13 protein-coding genes, 1 tRNA gene and 4 pseudogenes are annotated in these 17,626 nt (G+C 35.0%); 14 read left to right on the top strand and 4 right to left on the bottom strand.

The window, feature by feature from the left end; all coding sequences use genetic code 11:
• Window positions 1-77 precede the first annotated feature (77 nt).
• The 3 genes and pseudogenes from bet to ACFINZ_RS08175 all read left to right on the top strand — a co-directional run bounded on the left by bet (window position 78) and on the right by ACFINZ_RS08175 (window position 1,794).
• Window positions 78-887 carry a phage recombination protein Bet gene (gene bet / locus ACFINZ_RS08185; protein ID WP_375634987.1) on the top strand — a complete coding sequence of 270 codons (810 nt, stop codon included), beginning with the start codon at window positions 78-80 and terminating at the stop codon, window positions 885-887.
• Between the two features lies 1 nt (window position 888).
• A pseudogene (locus ACFINZ_RS08180) lies at window positions 889-1,512 on the top strand (lambda exonuclease family protein).
• 78 nt (window positions 1,513-1,590) lie between these two features.
• Window positions 1,591-1,794: an AlpA family transcriptional regulator gene (locus ACFINZ_RS08175; RefSeq protein ID WP_100129129.1), complete on the top strand. Its 204-nt coding sequence runs from the start codon at window positions 1,591-1,593 to the stop codon at window positions 1,792-1,794.
• A 99-nt stretch (window positions 1,795-1,893) separates the two neighbouring features.
• On the opposite strand, the gene ACFINZ_RS08170 is transcribed toward ACFINZ_RS08175, so the two are convergent.
• Window positions 1,894-1,969: transfer RNA gene (locus ACFINZ_RS08170), tRNA-Thr, on the bottom strand.
• A 455-nt stretch (window positions 1,970-2,424) separates the two neighbouring features.
• On the opposite strand from ACFINZ_RS08170, the gene ACFINZ_RS08165 reads away from it, so the two are divergent.
• From ACFINZ_RS08165 to ACFINZ_RS08140, 6 genes are all read left to right on the top strand, one after another.
• Window positions 2,425-2,628 (top strand): SlyX family protein, encoded by a 204-nt coding sequence (locus ACFINZ_RS08165; protein ID WP_375634991.1) that lies wholly within the window; start codon window positions 2,425-2,427, stop codon window positions 2,626-2,628.
• 1,095 nt (window positions 2,629-3,723) lie between these two features.
• Window positions 3,724-5,151 carry an amino acid permease gene (locus ACFINZ_RS08160; protein ID WP_375634993.1) on the top strand — a complete coding sequence of 476 codons (1,428 nt, stop codon included), beginning with the start codon at window positions 3,724-3,726 and terminating at the stop codon, window positions 5,149-5,151.
• A 40-nt stretch (window positions 5,152-5,191) separates the two neighbouring features.
• Complete coding sequence (locus ACFINZ_RS08155) at window positions 5,192-5,872, top strand: energy-coupling factor ABC transporter ATP-binding protein (protein ID WP_375618715.1); 681 nt, start codon at window positions 5,192-5,194, stop codon at window positions 5,870-5,872.
• Window positions 5,869-6,507: an energy-coupling factor transporter transmembrane component T family protein gene (locus tag ACFINZ_RS08150; RefSeq protein WP_375701304.1), complete on the top strand. Its 639-nt coding sequence runs from the start codon at window positions 5,869-5,871 to the stop codon at window positions 6,505-6,507. The genes ACFINZ_RS08155 and ACFINZ_RS08150 overlap by 4 nt, the downstream gene beginning before the upstream one ends.
• A gap of 15 nt (window positions 6,508-6,522) precedes the next feature.
• Window positions 6,523-7,089, top strand: a complete 567-nt coding sequence (locus ACFINZ_RS08145) for a biotin transporter BioY (protein WP_375701303.1) — start codon at window positions 6,523-6,525, stop codon at window positions 7,087-7,089.
• 928 nt (window positions 7,090-8,017) lie between these two features.
• A complete protein-coding gene (locus ACFINZ_RS08140; RefSeq protein ID WP_375618717.1) occupies window positions 8,018-8,068 on the top strand; it encodes a hypothetical protein in 51 nt (16 codons plus the stop codon).
• A gap of 125 nt (window positions 8,069-8,193) precedes the next feature.
• Here ACFINZ_RS08140 and ACFINZ_RS08135 read toward each other — a convergent pair.
• A pseudogene (locus ACFINZ_RS08135) lies at window positions 8,194-8,708 on the bottom strand (hypothetical protein).
• A gap of 553 nt (window positions 8,709-9,261) precedes the next feature.
• Window positions 9,262-9,498, bottom strand: coding sequence for a hypothetical protein (locus ACFINZ_RS08130; protein WP_375637048.1), 237 nt, complete (start codon window positions 9,496-9,498; stop codon window positions 9,262-9,264).
• Window positions 9,499-9,715: 217 nt separating this feature from the next.
• Between ACFINZ_RS08130 and ACFINZ_RS08125 the strand changes: the two are divergent.
• The 5 genes and pseudogenes from ACFINZ_RS08125 to ACFINZ_RS08105 all read left to right on the top strand — a co-directional run.
• Window positions 9,716-10,662: pseudogene (locus ACFINZ_RS08125) on the top strand (DUF637 domain-containing protein); the annotation flags it as partial.
• A 500-nt stretch (window positions 10,663-11,162) separates the two neighbouring features.
• On the top strand, window positions 11,163-11,393 hold the full coding sequence (locus tag ACFINZ_RS08120) for a hypothetical protein (protein ID WP_375637049.1): 231 nt from the start codon (window positions 11,163-11,165) through the stop codon (window positions 11,391-11,393).
• A gap of 12 nt (window positions 11,394-11,405) precedes the next feature.
• Window positions 11,406-13,985, top strand: coding sequence for a DUF6990 domain-containing protein (locus ACFINZ_RS08115; protein WP_375701302.1), 2,580 nt, complete (start codon window positions 11,406-11,408; stop codon window positions 13,983-13,985).
• Between the two features lie 88 nt (window positions 13,986-14,073).
• Entirely contained in the window at window positions 14,074-14,424 is a 351-nt protein-coding gene (locus ACFINZ_RS08110) for an HNH/ENDO VII family nuclease (protein ID WP_375618707.1), read from the top strand.
• A gap of 270 nt (window positions 14,425-14,694) precedes the next feature.
• Complete coding sequence (locus tag ACFINZ_RS08105) at window positions 14,695-15,165, top strand: SMI1/KNR4 family protein (protein ID WP_375610943.1); 471 nt, start codon at window positions 14,695-14,697, stop codon at window positions 15,163-15,165.
• 936 nt (window positions 15,166-16,101) lie between these two features.
• Here the strand turns inward: ACFINZ_RS08105 and ACFINZ_RS08100 are convergent.
• Window positions 16,102-16,561, bottom strand: a pseudogene (locus ACFINZ_RS08100) (type ISP restriction/modification enzyme); the annotation flags it as partial.
• Window positions 16,562-17,626: the final 1,065 nt, after the last annotated feature.

Below are 17,626 nucleotides of genomic sequence, written 5' to 3'. Positions count from 1 at the left end.
AACAACCAAACCAACTTTTAAACACCAGCGTGATTCACGCCACGGGGGAATTGCGCTCAAATAGGAGGAAATCAATAATGACAAGTTCTTCTTTAATAACCATGGCAAGCAAATATGGATTTTCTCATGATGAATTTCGTAAAACAATTATCAAAACTTGTATCAATCATAACTTCTCTAATGAAGAATTCGCTGCTTTTATCTCGGTTGCAAATACTTATGGATTAAACCCATTAACAAAAGAAATCTATGCGTTCCCTAAAAAAGGCGGCGGTATTATCCCTGTTGTCTCTATTGATGGATGGATTAAGATCATTAAATCTAATCCTAAATTTGATGGCATGACTTTTCAAGATCAACTCGATAAAGATGGGAGTTTAATTGCCATTAAATGTGCTATTCATCTTAAAGGCATTAAAAACCCTATCGAAGTCACTGAATATTTAAATGAATGCGTGCAAGAAAAAAGTGAACCTTGGAAAAAATATCCAGCACGTATGTTACGTCATAAAGCAACTATACAATGTGCACGCTATGCTTTCGGTTTTTCCGGCATTTATGAAGAAGATGAAGCGGCTCGTATTAATAATAATACCACACAAGTACAACTTGTTTCTCATGACATGCTTATACAAATCCAAGAATTAATTGAAGAAACTGGAACCAATGAAGCAAGGATACTTGATTATGCAAAAGTCGAGAGCCTTGAAGATATTCCTGATGAAAAAGCAAAAATAATTTTTGATATATTGCAAGAGAGGCAAAAAGCTAAAACAGAGCAATCTCATTCACCACAAAAGAAAATAGACGCTCCTATACAAGAAGCAGAATACATTCATATCCAAGATATTGAATATGTACCAACTCAACAACAAACGGCGGTGTGAAATGGAACAAAGAACAGCAGAGTGGTTTCAAGCCCGCTTGGGAAAAGTCACCGCTTCAAACGTTTACAACCTACTGAGTAAAACAGCAAAGGGAATGCCTACAAGCAAATATGAAGACTACAAAATCAAACTTATAACAGAACGTTTAACTGGTGAAGTAAGCCAATCTTATCCAACTCCGGCTATGCAATGGGGCATTGAACATGAAGAAGATGCCTTGAAAGAATATGCATTTATTTATGATACAGAGATCATAGAGTGTGGTTTCATACAACATCCCACAATCAAAATGGCTGGTGCTAGTCCTGATGGGTTTGTTGGTGATGACGGTTTAGTTGAAGTCAAATGTCCACAATCACCAAACCACTTACGCTTCTTTATAGATGACACTATAAAGCCTGAATATAGCGCGCAAATGCAATTCCAAATGGCTTGTACGGGACGAAAATGGTGTGATTTTATCAGTTATGACCCACGTTTTACGAGGTAATCAACATACTTACGCATGAAAATCAAACGCATTCACCGTGATGAAGAACAAATTGAAGAGATTAATCAAGCGGTCGAAGCCTTTTTAGCAGAGATAGAACAAGAAATGCAAAAGATTTTGACAAAAGCTGCTTGACTCTATGGGGGTGCTTTCTCCTCCCAGCACCCCCACCCATTTAGGTAATAAGTAATATAAAAATAGAAAGGTAATGAGATGATATTTGATGATGGCGATAGATATGTAACAACCCGTGAATGTGCACAGCTTTTTAGTGTATCAACCACAACGATTCGCAATTGGGTGCTTCAAGGGGAGTTTCCGCAACCCTATAAGCTAGGAAGAGCAGTGAGATGGAGAAAAAAAGAGATTCTAGCTTTTACTCCAAAGAAAAATACGGAGCAAATAACAACAAATTAAGTAAAATTGTATAAACCACAAGAGGTGGACTAAAAGGTGGTCTAAAAAATAGAAAATCAAATAAAAAATTATATATTTCAATATATTAAAGAGAAAAAATGGTGCCGCATGCCGGATTCGAACCAGCGACCCCATCATTACGAATGATGTGCTCTACCAACTGAGCTAATGCGGCATAGGTTTGTAAGTCAATGAAACAAAACTAATTTGAGGGTAATAGCTAAAAGTACGTATAAAAGCAAGAATGCATTTTTTCAATAATTTATACATATGATAATAATTTGAAGGAGAAGTATGTAAAAGTCAGAGGAAAGTATTCTTTGACCTTAATGCTATAAAATGCTTTCCAATTTACGATAGCACTTAAATTAAGAAGCTGGGAATGTAGATCTTTAGGATGAAAAATGGTGTCAAGATAACTTAGTAAAGATAAAAACATTTTCTGATTCTTAAGAAAGAAATTTGTTGTATAAGTGATTGGGAAAATAAAGATCATCATAAACCTTTTATAATGTGCAAATAAGATGAGTAGAATTATTTGAAAAGTTACTTCTCATTTTTATGGGAAGAAAAAGGGAGGAGGATTAATAAAATTAATCACGTTTTTTTATTTAAGAGGGAGTAAAAATCATGTCGGATGAAGATCGGCTGATAGAACTAGAAATGAAGCTAGTTTACCAAGAAAAATTCATTGAGGAACTTTCTCGAGTGGTAACTGATCAATGGAAAAGTTTGGATGAGATATCTAAAAAAGTTGATGTTTTAGCGAAACGATTTTCAGATTTAAAAGAACAGAGTGTGACTGAAGCTGTTATTTTACCATTTTCTCAATAGAGAGAAGATGCTTAAAATTTTTCTGCTAATAGTCTCTTGGATTTTTTTAGATGTAATAGGGTGGATGTCACAATGGGAGTAAGATGCGAAATATTCTTTATTACAATTGCAATTATTTACAGATTGGTTTTTGTTTAACGCATTTTGTTAGACTTGTAGAATAATTTTTATAAGCTTCTTCATTAATTTCAAGAAGTTCCAATTTTATAAGGAGTGCTGATATTAGAAGACGTTTTTTTATATGTGATTTCTAGTACTAAAATTAAGAAAAGTTTTTGTAGAGTATAAAGGAACATCCATAAAAATATATGAACTTCAATATGTTAAGTTTTTTCTGTACAGAATTTTCTATAGATGGGAGTTAGGTTTATTCGCTAGTTTTTATTAAATTGATACAAATGAAGTAATGTTATCATTATCTATAGAAATCATAAGTGAGCCCGTATAATTTATAACTGAGCGCATATATTTATAATAAAGCGTTTTAATCCATTCTGATGATCAAATGATTTTCAGTTGTTTTAATAGGGTGAGGTGCTCTAAGCGATACCTGTTGTGTATAGTACAGAGAGCTCTAGAAGTTTTTTCAAGATCAAATGTACTCTTCGTTATATGTATATGATATTTTGTGAAAAGGCTTTTGTTTTTCGTAATTTAAGATACAAAATACTATTGCTAAAGCACCAAAGATAGACCATGCGGGTAAATAAGTGAGAGTAATGCAAATTGAGGACAGAAAATCAGGCATTACCTTGCATAGAGATTGATTAAGGTGATAGATATCTGTTTGCAGAAGGCTTGTTAAAATTTTATTAAAGGGGGTTGTTGTCCAATGTGATGTGATTACAGAGTGTGTGTTATCAATGACCAATGCTATAATGGTTAGTGTAACGAAAATGAAGGACATTAATTTAAATAAAGGGTGGAGCATATTTTTTCTTAAAACTTCAACGGGACATACGTATAATGCACAAAAAAATAAGGAGTTGCATTATGATAAGAAAATAAGTTTACGTTTGTTTTGTGTTTTTTGAAAGAGGTGCCTAATTTTTCAATAAAAGTTGAGGTTAGGTTCAACAAAAGTAGTGAGGCATGATGTCTGAAAAAAAGCACGAGGAATTGAAGCGTAGCCTTCAAAATCGCCATATTCAAATGATTGCTTTGGGTGGCGTTATTGGGACAGGACTTTTTTATGGATCAACCGAGGCAATTCAATTAGCTGGCCCCTCAGTTATTTTATCTTATCTTGCCGGCGGGCTTATTATGTATTTCATTATGCGAATGCTTGGTGAAATGTCAGTAGAAGAACCGTCTTCAGGAGCATTTAGTTTTTTTGCTTATAAATATTGGGGGAGATTAGCTGGTTTCATAACAGGTTGGAATTATTGGTTTCTTTATATTCTTGTGAGCATGGCTGAACTTACAGTGATAGGGTTTTACCTTGATCATTGGATTTTGATTGATCATTGGAAGACATCTTTCATTGTTCTTTTATTTGTTACATTTGTTAATTTGTTTAATGTTCGTTTTTATGGAGAATTTGAATTTGCTTGCGCTTTGATCAAAGTGGCTGCTGTTATTGGTATGATTATTTTTGGAATTTTTCTCATTGTCACTGGACTAGGGGAAAATCAAGCGAATATTCATTATCTTTGGGACCATGGCGGTTTTTTTCCTTATGGAGCAGTAGGGGTTGTTTTAGCAACTTCTGTAGTAATGTTTTCTTTTGGAGGAACAGAGCTTATTGGTATTGCTGCTGGAGAGGCATCTAATCCACAAAAAACAATTCCAGCGGCTATTCGTCAAGTTATGTGGAGGATTATAATTTTTTATATTGGTTCTATCAGCATTATTATGATAATCAGCCCTTGGAATATGATTGGAAAAAATGGTAGTCCTTTTGTCACAATTTTCGAGACTATAGGAATTCCTGCTGCTGGTCATATTTTGAATTTTGTGGTGATTATGGCTGCTATTTCTGTTTACAATAGTGGCATTTATTCTAATGGCCGTATGCTTTATAGTTTAGCTGTACAAAAAAATGCACCACATATTTTTAGTAAACTGAGTGCTGCTCGTGTTCCTTATATTGCTATCCTTTTTTCATCATTCTGTACGGTGTTGATTGTCGTTGTTAATGCTCTTGTTCCTGATAATAGTTTCATGCGGATCATGGCTCTTGCAACTGCAGCAGCAGTGATTACTTGGGCTATTATTGTTATTGTTCATTTGAAATTTCGCAATGCCCATAAGAACAGAAAAGGCAACTTTACTTATGCGTTTGGTTTATATCCTTACGCTAACTATCTTTGTCTCTTCTTTCTTGCTTTATTATTTTGCATTATGTTTATCAGTGGTTTTGGGCAAAATGGATTGATGACTCGACTTTTTGATATGATAGGAATAAGCGTGCCTTTTCTTGAAACATATATTCCTGTACAGATGCCTGATATGAGTTTGGCAGTCATTATTATTCCTCTATGGTGCTTATTATTACTTTTAGGTTATAAACTGAAACGATAGAGAAAGAAGAGCTAATAAAAGGGATTGATTGGAATAAATCTTGGGGACTATAAAATTTGATGAGGTAACACAAGTTTTTGGTGATTTGTGTGTTTTAAGAAATATTACTGTACAGCTTACCGAAAAACGAATTGCTGTTATAGGTGCGAATGGTTCTGGAAAAAGTACATTTGTTCGTCTTATTAATGGACTCCAATTACCATCTCACGGTTTTGTAAGCGTTGATGGGCTTGATACCAAGCGCGATGCAAAAGCAGTAAAGCGTAAAGTTGGATTTGTATTTCAGAATCCCGATAATCAGATTGTTTTACCATTAGTTGAAGAGGATTTATCCTTTGGTCTCAAAAATTTAAAGCTTAATAAAGATGAAATTAAGGAGCGTGTAGATGAAATTTTACAACGCTATGAACTTCAAGATTTCAGAAATCACGCTGTCCATTTATTAAGTGGTGGGCAAAAACAACTCGTTGCTATTTCCGGTGTAGTTGCAATGAAACCAGACTACATTATTTTTGATGAGCCGACAACATTACTTGATTTGCGAAATAAGCATCGCGTTACGCAAGTGATAGAAGAATTACCACAAACGGCAATAGTTGTATCGCATGATTTGGAGTTTTTGAAAAAGTTTGATAGAGTGCTGGTTTTTGATAAGGGGGAGATAGCAATTGATGATGTACCTTTTGTTGCTATCAAGGAGTATATAAGAAGAATGTCATGATCGGTTTATATATTCCAAGGGATACGTTTATTCATAGGTTAGGTCCTGGAGTTAAGTTATTATTTCTTACGGCGTGTGGAACTTTTATAATAATGGTTTCTTCCATAGCGCTTCTTGGGTTATTTTTGTTGTTGGTCATCTTATTCTATAGAGTCGCCAAGGTCCCTTTCAAAACTGTGATAAAGCAATTTAAATCGATGGGATTGCTTTTAGTTCTTCTATTTGTATTTCAAACTATTTTTAGCGGTTGGCTTACGGGGGTTGAGGTCATATTACGTCTTGTTATCCTCTTTTCTTTATCATCACTTATTTCATTCACAACAAAAGTTTCAGATATGGTGGATGCAATTGAAGCAGGCCTCCAGCCCTTTCGTTGTTTTGGTATAAATCCATCAAAAGTGAGTATGGTTATCTCTATGGCGATCAGGTTTATTCCTCTTTTGAGTGAAAAGTTTAATGAGGTACATGAAGCACAGCAAGCACGGGGACTTAACACTAACATTCTCGCTCTTGCGATACCTTTAATTATACGAACCATAAGAATGGCTTCAGAAGTGGCTGAAGCATTGGAAGCGCGTTCTTATGATGTTGATACCATTGATACAGCATCTCATAATAATCAAAGTTTTTTATAGTGAAAGAAGAATCAAATGAATACAAAAGATTTAGTTTATATTGCCTTATTTGCCGCTGTTTATGCTATTTTGGGCCTTTTCCCTTCTATTTATCTTCCTTTTTTTCTAGGGATACCTATTACAGCTCAATCGATGGGACCGATGCTAGCAGGGTCTATTCTTGGGGCAAAAAGGGGTGCTTTAGCGTCACTCCTTTTTCTTGTTCTTGTTGCGATTGGATTACCTCTGTTGCCTGGTGGTCGCGGTGGGATCAGTGTCTTTTCAGGGATTGCAAGTGGTTATTTAATAGGTTTTCCATTTGCCGCATTTTTTATTGGTTTAATGGTAGAATTGTTTTGGCAGCGGTTAAATTTTATAATATTATTTGTGATAAATACTGTCGGTGGCATTGGGATAGTTTATTCTTTTGGTGTTCCATGGACAGCTTATATGACCAAAGTTTCTTTACTGAATGTTTTAATGGCTTCATCAGTTTTTTTGATAGGCGATTGTTTAAAAGCGTTGATTGCATCCTTTATTGCACTCGCGATTAAAAGATCTGTTCCTCTCATTCATTCGGAAAAAGGGGCAGTTCTGTACTGAAGAACAAGTTTTTCCAAATGTATGTAGCTTAAAAAGCATCACGGAATACCATTTTGTTTTGTCTACTTTTTTATTGGTATTTTTCTGCATAGCTCTCAGAGATAGCCATACGAAAATTGAATGTTTCGGCACCAAAATTCATTTTTGCTTTCAGGAGCAGCCCCTAAATAGCCAATTAATATTATTTTATTTAACAGGCTTGTAAGTTTGATTCGATTTGCATATTATATGCATAAAGCCTTAGAATAATTTATTATTTTTTAATATTTTTAGTTAATTAATCACTAATTTTTAAAGTATTAAATTATATTAATTGTACAAAAACATGGATAATTAAGTGTTCATCTAAAACTCTTGATGTATATAATACTCTTATAAATGTATTAATATAAGGTATAAAAATAAGATTTCAACGGGATGAAGCTAAAACAAAAAGTAATCTTAGAAAGCACCGTGTAAAGTTTTGAAATAGCTGCATATGTTTTTTCTGATCTATTCTCCATGGCTAAACAAGACCGTATTGAAAATGGAGAGTATGGTTAGCAAGCTTTAGTGCTTGTGGAGGTTTTTTATTACTATTCGTAGCGCATACTGTCTATGACGATAAAGATGGCATAGAGGTAATCCGTATTATTTCAGCACGGCGAGCCAATTTGAAAGAAAGGAAACGTTATAAAGAAGAAAGTTCGTTATGAAATTGAGGTAGGTAACTTATCAGCCTTGACAGATGAACAGAGAGTTGAAATTGATAAATTGGCTGTAATGTCGGATAGTACAATTGATCATAGAGATATTCCGTCACTCAATGATGTGTTCTGGAAAAACGCCGTTTTCAATCCATTCTATAAATCACCCAAAACTGTTACAACAGTGCGTGTGGATTCAGACGTGCTAGCGTGACTTTAAAAGTCAAGGGAAAGGATATCAAATGCGGATTAACGCCATTTTACGTGATGCCATGCTTCGTTCAATGCGTTGACCTCTTTCCTGCGACAAAGAGTATCAAACTGCTTTCGATAGTTTTTTATCTCCTTGTTGATTTCATCTATGAACGTTGAGAAGAGACAACGTAATCTGAACAGTTTTATAAAATCGGAAATTTTACTATGGCTTTTTAACTGAGCACTGTAGTGTGTAAATAGATATGTTTATTAAACTGCGTGTATGTAACATAAGAAACAATACACAAACTAAAAAGGAATACCAAAGAGCAATATCTGAGTACCAAAGTACAGTATCCAATGGAAAAGAAAGCTTGTACTCCACATACTTAGAAATAATAGGCAAAGAAACAATTTCCTTATAACTATTTGGAAAAATTAAAACGATAAGCGCTAAACTTATTAGTTTTAAGAGTCTGTGCAAATACTGTTGTAAATCACGTGTTAGTTTCACCCAACCTGTTGTATCATCATCTTTATATTTTGGGGTGTTCTGCAATTCAGAAGGAATATTAGAATTGCATAAAATTGCAAAAACCGTTGTGACTATTACCAAAGAAACAGACGCGAATGTCAAAATACTCTGAATAAAGTCAAGATTTTTTTAATTCCTAAAAAACATAAAAATATAAAAGTTATAATGCCAAACAAGGTTCTTAGCTGCTTATTTGTAAATATATTTATTTCCTGTGGAAAAATTATGATCTCAATTTCTTAAATTATTTTCTGATATAAAAATACAATCTATCTTTTATTTTAATAGCAATGTCTTCTATTGCATCCAGTTGCTTTTAATATTTTAGTTAACCTCGTTTATGATTTATCTATAGTTGATGATAGCTTTAAACACAGAGCTCCATAATCCCAAACTCTCGCTTGCATTTTGATACCCAAATCCACCTTTCAAAAAAGCCCATAGCGCTGGCAACCCTTTCATAAAGATTAAAGAAAAGCTCTGTTATTTCAAAAATACATGAAAGTGACTCATAACTGCCGCAACATTTTTTGTGCTGATGCTGGCTATTCATGTTTTAAAAAACAAATATTTTGAAATTCGTGTATCCTAAAATCCTTAATTTGTATTAATGGATTTATTTACTTTATAAATTTGATACTATAGAGCCATTTTGGCTTCTAGAAATATATTGTACATTAAAAAAACTTTTTAATCACTCTTTAAATGCATATCCAATCCAAAAGTGATCAGCACTTTTCACTATTTTGCTATTTTTTAGAAATCTATTTTAAATTCTCCTATCATTAGTTCATGAAGAGTTTTGGCTCGTGAAAGAAGATCTTTTTCAATCTCTTCACAATACTTAGAAAAATCTGTTGCTCTTGGAATGATTTTTTTAGACATGCTTTCTACGTTGCTCTGCAAAATGCGTTTTAAGGACTCTTTCAAAATCAATAAGGAAATACCTTTGAGTTCAGTTTGATAAGCTTGAGAAGAGGTGTCATCGTCCATATCTTTTCGCTTGTGGAAGCTACCACAAGAGAACAAGCGAAAAAAGTATTAGAGATATCATCATTTGAAGCTTTTACAGCAATAAACCTGTGAAGCCATAGGCAAGTCTCAAGTGCATTTTCTTCATTCGGTTTTTGTTTTTAATTTTCCATACGACACACTGCTATTTCAGGTTATTTCTTTGGGTTGATTAAGATTTGTAAGGAAAGTTGATTGACAAGCAGTTAAGGCTGAATTTAAAGACTGGGATTATAAAGCCCAAGGATTGACAGAAGCCGGCGCAGCTCTCGTGGCCTTGGCTGTTCACGGCGGTTACGGGCAGAGCAGCCTCGGGCGCTGCCAGTGCCATTACCGGTGCTTTGGGGTTTGGCTCGAGCACCGCCATGAATGCGGCGATACAGGCAGGTGTCCAAGCGCTGATTAACAAAAGCGCTGTGGCTCTTGTCAATAATCGCGGCAACATTGCCGGCGCCTTGCATGAGCTTGGCTCTTCAAAGAATGTTCTCAGCATTGTCTCATCGATGTTGACAGCAGGCTTAACCAGCCAACTAACGGAAATGGCAGGTGTTGGACAATCTTTGCCAAAAACCGCTCCTTTTGTCGATCGTATCGCCAGTGAAGCGGAAAAGAACCTGATCAAAGCCGCCATTGGCACAGGCGTTCAAACGGCTCTTGAGGGTGGCTCTCTTGACAAGAACTTTTTTAACAATCTGCGCATCGCCCTGTCTGATACGGTTGGCAAATCGTTGGCAGAAGAAATCGGTACCGCCAAGGCTGAAGGCAAAATAGATACGGTCACGCAGATCGTTGCCCATGCAGGACTTGGCTGTTTAAAAGGCGCGGTTGCGAGCGGTGCTTGCACAGCCGGTGCTGTGGGGGGTGCTGTGGGAAGCCACAGCTATGCTCCAGTTTAAACTGTCGACCAAAAATTTTATACAAAAAGAAATAGCAGCATTGGATGGTCGTGTTCCAACGGCAGAAGAACAAGCGCGTATCAATGCAAAGATTGAAGCACAGTTTTCTGATTTTAATGATCATGCCATTGATATCGCGCGCATAGCGGGGGGCTTTGCTGCTGCCCTTGCTGGTGGTGATGTCAATACTGGCGCTGATGCCGCAGGTAATGCTGCCGAAAATAATTTTCTTCCTGCGGTAGCAGCTGCTGTAGCGTTCATTGTGTCGCTTACGCCACAAGAGTTGGCAGCTCTGTCTCTTTTTATGGCTGGTGGAGCAACTATTGTTCAATCTCCTAACAATAGAACCGCTATAGCTGATTTTCTTGCCTATTGGTTTGCATCAAAAAATGCAGAAGAAGATAGCGAAAAAACAAATCAAAACTCACAAGAAGAAAAAAATAAAGATTCTCAGAAAGAAAGTAAAAATAAGAAAAAAAACGGAAACAATAAAGAACCACAAAACAATAATGATGGAAAGGGTAACATACTTGAACAAGTCAGGAAGCATCATGACAAAAAGCGCGATGAAAAAAACAAGAATTCAGGGATGAAGGATGTAGAATATGTAAAACAGAAATAGTATTCAAAACTAAGACGGATAAGGGGGTAGTAAGATCTCGTGCGGATATTGTTGGTATAAAGGATGGTAAACTGTTTGTTGGTGATGTAAAAACGGGAAAAGCTGGTTTAAGTGGAAACCAAAAGATTTTGAAAGAAGCATATAAAGAAGGAAATGCAGAGCCCACAAAAGGAAAACTTATAGAATTTTTTAAAGAGAACAAAGAGTTCTTAGAGAAATATCAAAAAGATTTCAAAGATTTTAAAGGAAGTAAGAAAGAATTGGAAAATGAGAATAGAAAATGGATTAAAGAACAATTGAATAATAAGTTAGACAAAATGGACTTTTACACTTTTCATTATCCAGGACTTTTTGAATGAAAGTGAAGTGTTATGCGAACTAAAGACGTGACAGAGATTTTAAAAACGCTTGGCTGGGAACCTTATCGTGCTGAAGATGGTAGTATGTTTGCGCATTATCATCTTCCCGATCGCATTGTAGGCATTAGTTATGATGTTGTAGATTATGGAGAGGATGGGGGAAAGTTTCGGCTATCGGCTAATCTTACCACTGCTGCTTATTGCCTTGCTTGGGAATATGCTAGTGGTGAAGTATCACAGGATAAGTATGAAGATACGCTATTTTCTGCGAAAGAGGATTTCGATGTTACAGCTTTAGATCTCTCAGAAAGCCATGTTAAGGAATTTTTAAATAGGGTTATTGCTTGGGCGCAAGCACAAGATATTGAAAAAAAATTACATGAAGAAGCTGCTAATCATTCTGCTGTTGCAGAAGCATTACTTGGTGATATTGAGGCTTTAAAAAGTTCTAAGTTTACACCCCAATTACATGTACCAGAATTTGCAGATTACAAAACAATAGGGTGGATTGAGCGCCTCATTCTTTTTGCGCAAGCTTATAAAAACGGGGAGTTAGATGACACTTTAGCGTGTAAAAAACCTAAACAGTGGTCGATGAGTCTTACAGCAGCAACTCGCATTTTTAAAATTCAAGGGTGGTTTGCCACAGAGCTTGGGAAAATGTGGTTGGTTTTGCCGGATCGTTTTATTAAGTTAGATTTTGGCTTTGTACATCTCTATGATCAGTACAATATTCATCTCGAAGCTGAAATATCTAATGAAGAGATTTCTTTGGCTTGCTTGTATATTCATTTTTGTGGACAACGTAATCTTGTACGACCTACGGATATTTATCGATCTTTTAATACAATTGGAGGAGAGAATTTTCGTGGGGTTGATAAAGGAATTGATATTTGTGTAGAGATATTAAATGAGCAAGAGTTGACAAAAATCTCTGAGCGGGTGATACAGTGGGCACGTGCCCAAGATTTACAAGCATCAATAGAAAGCAAAACGCTTATCCAAAAATATAGCTATTATCCAGCTGTGATTTGGCATTTGGCTTGTTTAGCATTGACAGGTCAAATTGATGTCCTAAAATCCTATCAAGATTCTATCGCAGAGGATAAGATTCCTGAGCATTTGCAAAATCTTGATGAAGAACTGGAGGGGTATGTTAATCACGCTGTTGAATTTGCTGAAAGACATCTGAAAATCTTTAATGAGCGAAAAGCCATAGATGATCGTCTTAGTTTGCAAGATTTGTCTTTTCTTAATACAGTTTCTGAAGACTTAAAAAGGATGGGTTGGACAGTTTATCGTGATAAAAACTATGATCGTAATACCTATTTTATCAGTAAAGACCGTATCATCAATATAATGTACAGTCTTCAAAGTGATGAAGAAGAGCCAATTGTTGCATTTAAGGCTTCCCTTTCAACACTTGGCTTTTCTACTGCTCATAGAGAGATTTTCTATAATATGCCTCAATATATAGCCCTCAAAGAAGCAGAAGAAGTTTATACAGTTTCTAGTACTGAATTGGATAGAGGCAAGCTAAAGGAGATTTGTACAGATATACTTGAATGGGCAGATCAGCAAAATGTCAATCAAATCATTTATGATTATGCGGCTTTTTCCCCAGACAGTGAACTTGATCTTGTAGCGCGTCACCTTATTGCGCTTGTTTTGATTGGGGATGTTGAAAAGCTCAAATCTTATAAGGAGAATTTTAGAAAGGGAAATTCTTTAGGTTTTGTGGAAGAAATCTCAAAATATAGAATTGATAATCTCCTCACTCTTGCACGGGGTTATCGGACTGGTTTTCCTAAAAACGCTCCGATTTTAAGCTTGGATCCGCAAACAGCATCTGTTGCTTCTAAAACAACTTCTGTTGAAGTGGCAGAGGAAGTGGACGAAGTGGATGACACTGATGATCGTCTCACCATGGAAAGTGCTCATGCACTTTTAAAAAGTCTAGGCTGGTCAACCGAGAAAATCAATGAGAATGACCATATGGCAAGCTATCAATTGGCTGATCGTGAAGTAGACATTCTTTATAACGACGAAATTGCCAAAGATTGTCCGCAATTTGATAGCGCCTTTTTGATTAGCACGGGCATTCTTTCCGCTGCTTGTAAATTCATTGATCCTACCTACACGGAAGATATTCCAGATATACAGCTTAATTTTGAAGCCAAGGGATTGGAAATCTTTGAACCAGAGGTCACTACGGATCGTTTAACACAGGCGCTTGATGATGCGCTAGAATGGGCGGTAACAGACATTGACCTTTCTAAAAGGCTACGCTTTGATTATGGCACTTCTCCTTGGGAAAAAGGCGCCACGTCTAAAGCAAACGATACGGATTATGCTTTGCTTCATCTTGGCGCTCTTGCCTTATTGGGCAATATTGAGACCTTACAATCTTATCAGCAAAGCTTTACGGCAGGTGATCACCTAGGCTTTGACGAGAGCATCAACAAAACCCACCTTGAACGTGCATTAGCTTTAGCCAAAGAAGTAGCAAAGGTGAAGCAAGTGAGCTACGCTTTGATTGAACGGGTAGCAAAAGATTTTGATGATCACTCAGAGCTTTCTAGCGAGGAATAACCTCGCTCTTGGAAGGAGAGTTTATTTAAGTCTATTTAGAACAAAGAATAAATTGATTATTTTGAAAAAATTGAGGGGATTATGAATCATGAAATGGATAAAGAAAAAAAGTATGGGGGCAGCTGAGCCGGTGGAATTTAAAAGTCAAAAAGTTTATCAGGAAGATGAACTGTTTGAGCCCGAAACAGTTTCTTCTTGGAAAGAAGAAGGACAGATAGTAACGGGTACAAATGTGGAAAGAATGGTATCAGGAAGAGCACCTATTGGAGTCGATTTTAGACCTATTATGTTACATCCTGTGACACAAGAACAAGATAGTCCTCTCGTTGAGGTTCTCTACTCATTTTATCAAGGCAGGAGTTTGGTTGCTCCTATGAATCCAAAGACAAATTTTATCAGAAAAGTTATTTGTTGGATTTCAAAAAAAATTCCTAAGTAGGAAAAAAGAAAGAGTAATTATTGCAAATATTGAAATAATATCCCTAAAAGGCGCTCTCTAAACTTTAATGATCACCTCCTTTAATTCCATCATATATTGTAAATGCGAGATGATTGTACAGAGACAGATGAGAAAAGAGCTCCGTCAAGAACATATCTCTTATGATTTTATCAATCTCATCTCAATTCCATTGGCTATAGTAGAAAAAGATTGATCATTAGGAGCACTCATTATGAGTAAAAACACGCTGTGACTTATGGAGAAAAATTTATGAAAAGTTATACTTTATCAGATGTTGCACAATATGTTGATATGCATAGTCATGTTATTAATTTTGGTACTCAAGATAATGCCCCTGATGATGTACGGATTAAAACAGCTGAGAACACTCTTGGTTTACAATTTACCTCTTCCTATAAGAATTTTTTAAAAAATTATGGAGGAGGAGAAATTGGAGGTGAAGAAATATTCAGTATTTATGAAATCTGTGCAGGTATTCCTGCTGGTGATATTGTTTACCGAAATTTGCTCGATAGAAGAGATGGCTTTACGGACCCCAAACAACTTGTTATCTGCACAACTGATTTTGGTGAAACCTTTTATTTTGATTATAAGCAGTTTCGGGATGGTGAATGCCCACTCTATCTCAAGTATACATCTGAAGATTCTGAATATTACGCAAGTAATTTTTATGAATTTCTCTGTAAAAGAATTAAAGAGTATGCAGGGGAAGATTCATGAAAACTTATACCTTAGATGATGTTATACAACTAGTTGATAAATAGAATAATTGCGATTTATTGCTTGTTATGAAAACATCTAAAAAGAGATTGATCATTATAAAGATTAGAAAAATCCCTTTTAATAGACCGTGTCAGTGTTGTCAGTTCTTTTTAGAGCCTATATTATTTTTTTAATGAGAGAAAATTAAAATGAATATATTTCAATAGGTTATAATTTTAATGATGCAACCTTTATTAAAAGACAACCCATAAATTCAATTCATAATATATATTTGTCAGTTATATGTCAGTAAATTGAACTGACAAAATAGATTATTTTAGTGAGTGATTAAAATGTGCTTTATGAAAAGCATATAATCCTTTAAAGCCTTTCAAAAGATAGTTTGTAACTCATAAGAAATGCTATCAAGATCCTTATGGTTGTTAGTTTTGAAGATTTTGAGTATTTTGAGGGTTCCTTTTACTCCCCTTTATATATTTTTTTCAATAAAAAAATAAAAGTTATTATATTTCAATATATTAGCATTTTAGAGATACAGTCTATATTAAGATGCAACCTATAAATACAACCCATGGTATATTTTTGAAGGTATTTTGAGGGTTTGAGAAACATTCAAAACCTATAAGTAATATAAGAAAATGAATATACATAACCCTCTTTAAACAAAGCTTTTGATAACAATAAAGCTATCATTTTAGATTACGGTATAACCTCTTAAAGGCAATGTAAAAAAATCTAATTCTATTTAAGAGTGGGTTTCTTAAAAGTCTTAAAGCAATCCAAATAAGAGTATCTAAAAGTGCAAGTTTCTTCTTTTTAGAATAATGCATATAAACACTCCTTTTAAAGATTGTATGTAAGCTATTTATAAAGGGGGGATAGAACCTATAGGTATAAGACCTTATATCCCTTTGTGAGTTTAGCATGCCAAGTCTATTCAGTTTCTCTTATTTCTAATTTTGGTAGTTTTTTCACGATTTTCATTGTTTCTAAACTTACAGTAATAACCCTTTGAAACAATTCTAAAGGGTAGGCAGGATTTCCAACGATCTCAACAGCATAACGATTGGCATCATTAACAATACCACTCTTTTTATTTATTTTTACACATTGACACCCCATAACCCATTCAAGAGCAGGCTTGCCATTTACGATATACTCATAAGCTTCAAGAGGGATATCTGTCATGATGATATTGCTGTTGTAGATAACAGTTGATTTATTCTTTTCCTTACTATTCTTAATTTTTGCGAATTTCATTTCAGTCACATAATAGAATTTCTCAGAATTAGAGATGTCAGTTAATTTTGGATTACCCTTTTAAAGGCACGGAATAAGATTCTACAGTTTCATAACTCACGTGCAAATGACTGAGTTCACGCCCTGTTACAACAGAGCTCCGTTTTCGTATAAGGGGTTTAAGTCTCTTCAAAAGAATTAAAATGAAGCTTATTAAATCCATTTTGAATGAATTGAGAAAAAAGGCAGAAAAATGCTAAAAAAGCCGATAATTTTTTCAAAAGAGTTTTTAAATGCTGTTTATCCGCAGCCCATGAGAGAGATCAGATCAGCAAAGTAGTGAAATTTGCTGTTTATTTTATGGAAAAAAGACAAATGAAGCATGTGCTTTTAAAATATCATAATGAGTATTTTGATAGATTTTATGAATCACTAAAATAATCTAGTTTGTTAGTTCAATTTACAGACACAAACTGACAAATATATATTATGGATTGTATTTAAGGTTGTATTGTCGATATAGGTTGTATCGTTAAAATACTAACCTATTGAAATATAATGTTTTTAATTTTCTCTCATTTAAAAAAAATAATATAGGAGCTAGAATGAACTGACAAGACTGACAAAACTCTTCTGATAAGGTCACTCAGATCATTTGCTTTTGGAAAAAAGTTCCTTGATGAGAATGCCATAAAAAGAGTTTTGCGTGGTTATCTTAAAGACTTCAAAAGAGATTTCTTATTGTTTTCTATGATGGTTTTTGACGACAGAATGTGCTTGATAGCACGATGTCTCGTTTATATGCGTGTTGAGTGGTTTAGAGGAGCTGGAGAGTGAATTTATCTCTAATTATTGATAAATATATTGTAGCATTAAACTGGGGATATTAATGTATTAACCATTGACGGGCTAAACAGTTTTGTTTAGAGGTTTTTTCATATAAATGTGGGGGAGAGATCTTCAGCAGTTAAAATAAAGCAGTTTTTGGGTGTCACTTTTTTGGGTCACAGAGGCATGTGCTTTTGTTAAAAGTGTTATAGGGCAGTGGCTGTTTTGAGTGGATTTATTAGCGGTTCCATGAAGTTCTTTTAAAGAGTGCTTCATGAATAATGCAAAGCGGGGGCAATCTGTATTGTTATTGATATTTTTACGCCAAAGTTCTCTTTTGAGAATTTTTCGTGCCATTGTTGTTTTCTTTGGCTTGTTTACAGGTGTAAAT

Origin of the sequence: Bartonella sp. AA81SXKL (assembly GCF_042196945.1) — a bacterium.
Lineage (GTDB): Bacteria > Pseudomonadota > Alphaproteobacteria > Rhizobiales > Rhizobiaceae > Bartonella.
This window is presented reverse-complemented; position numbering and strand designations above follow the sequence as displayed.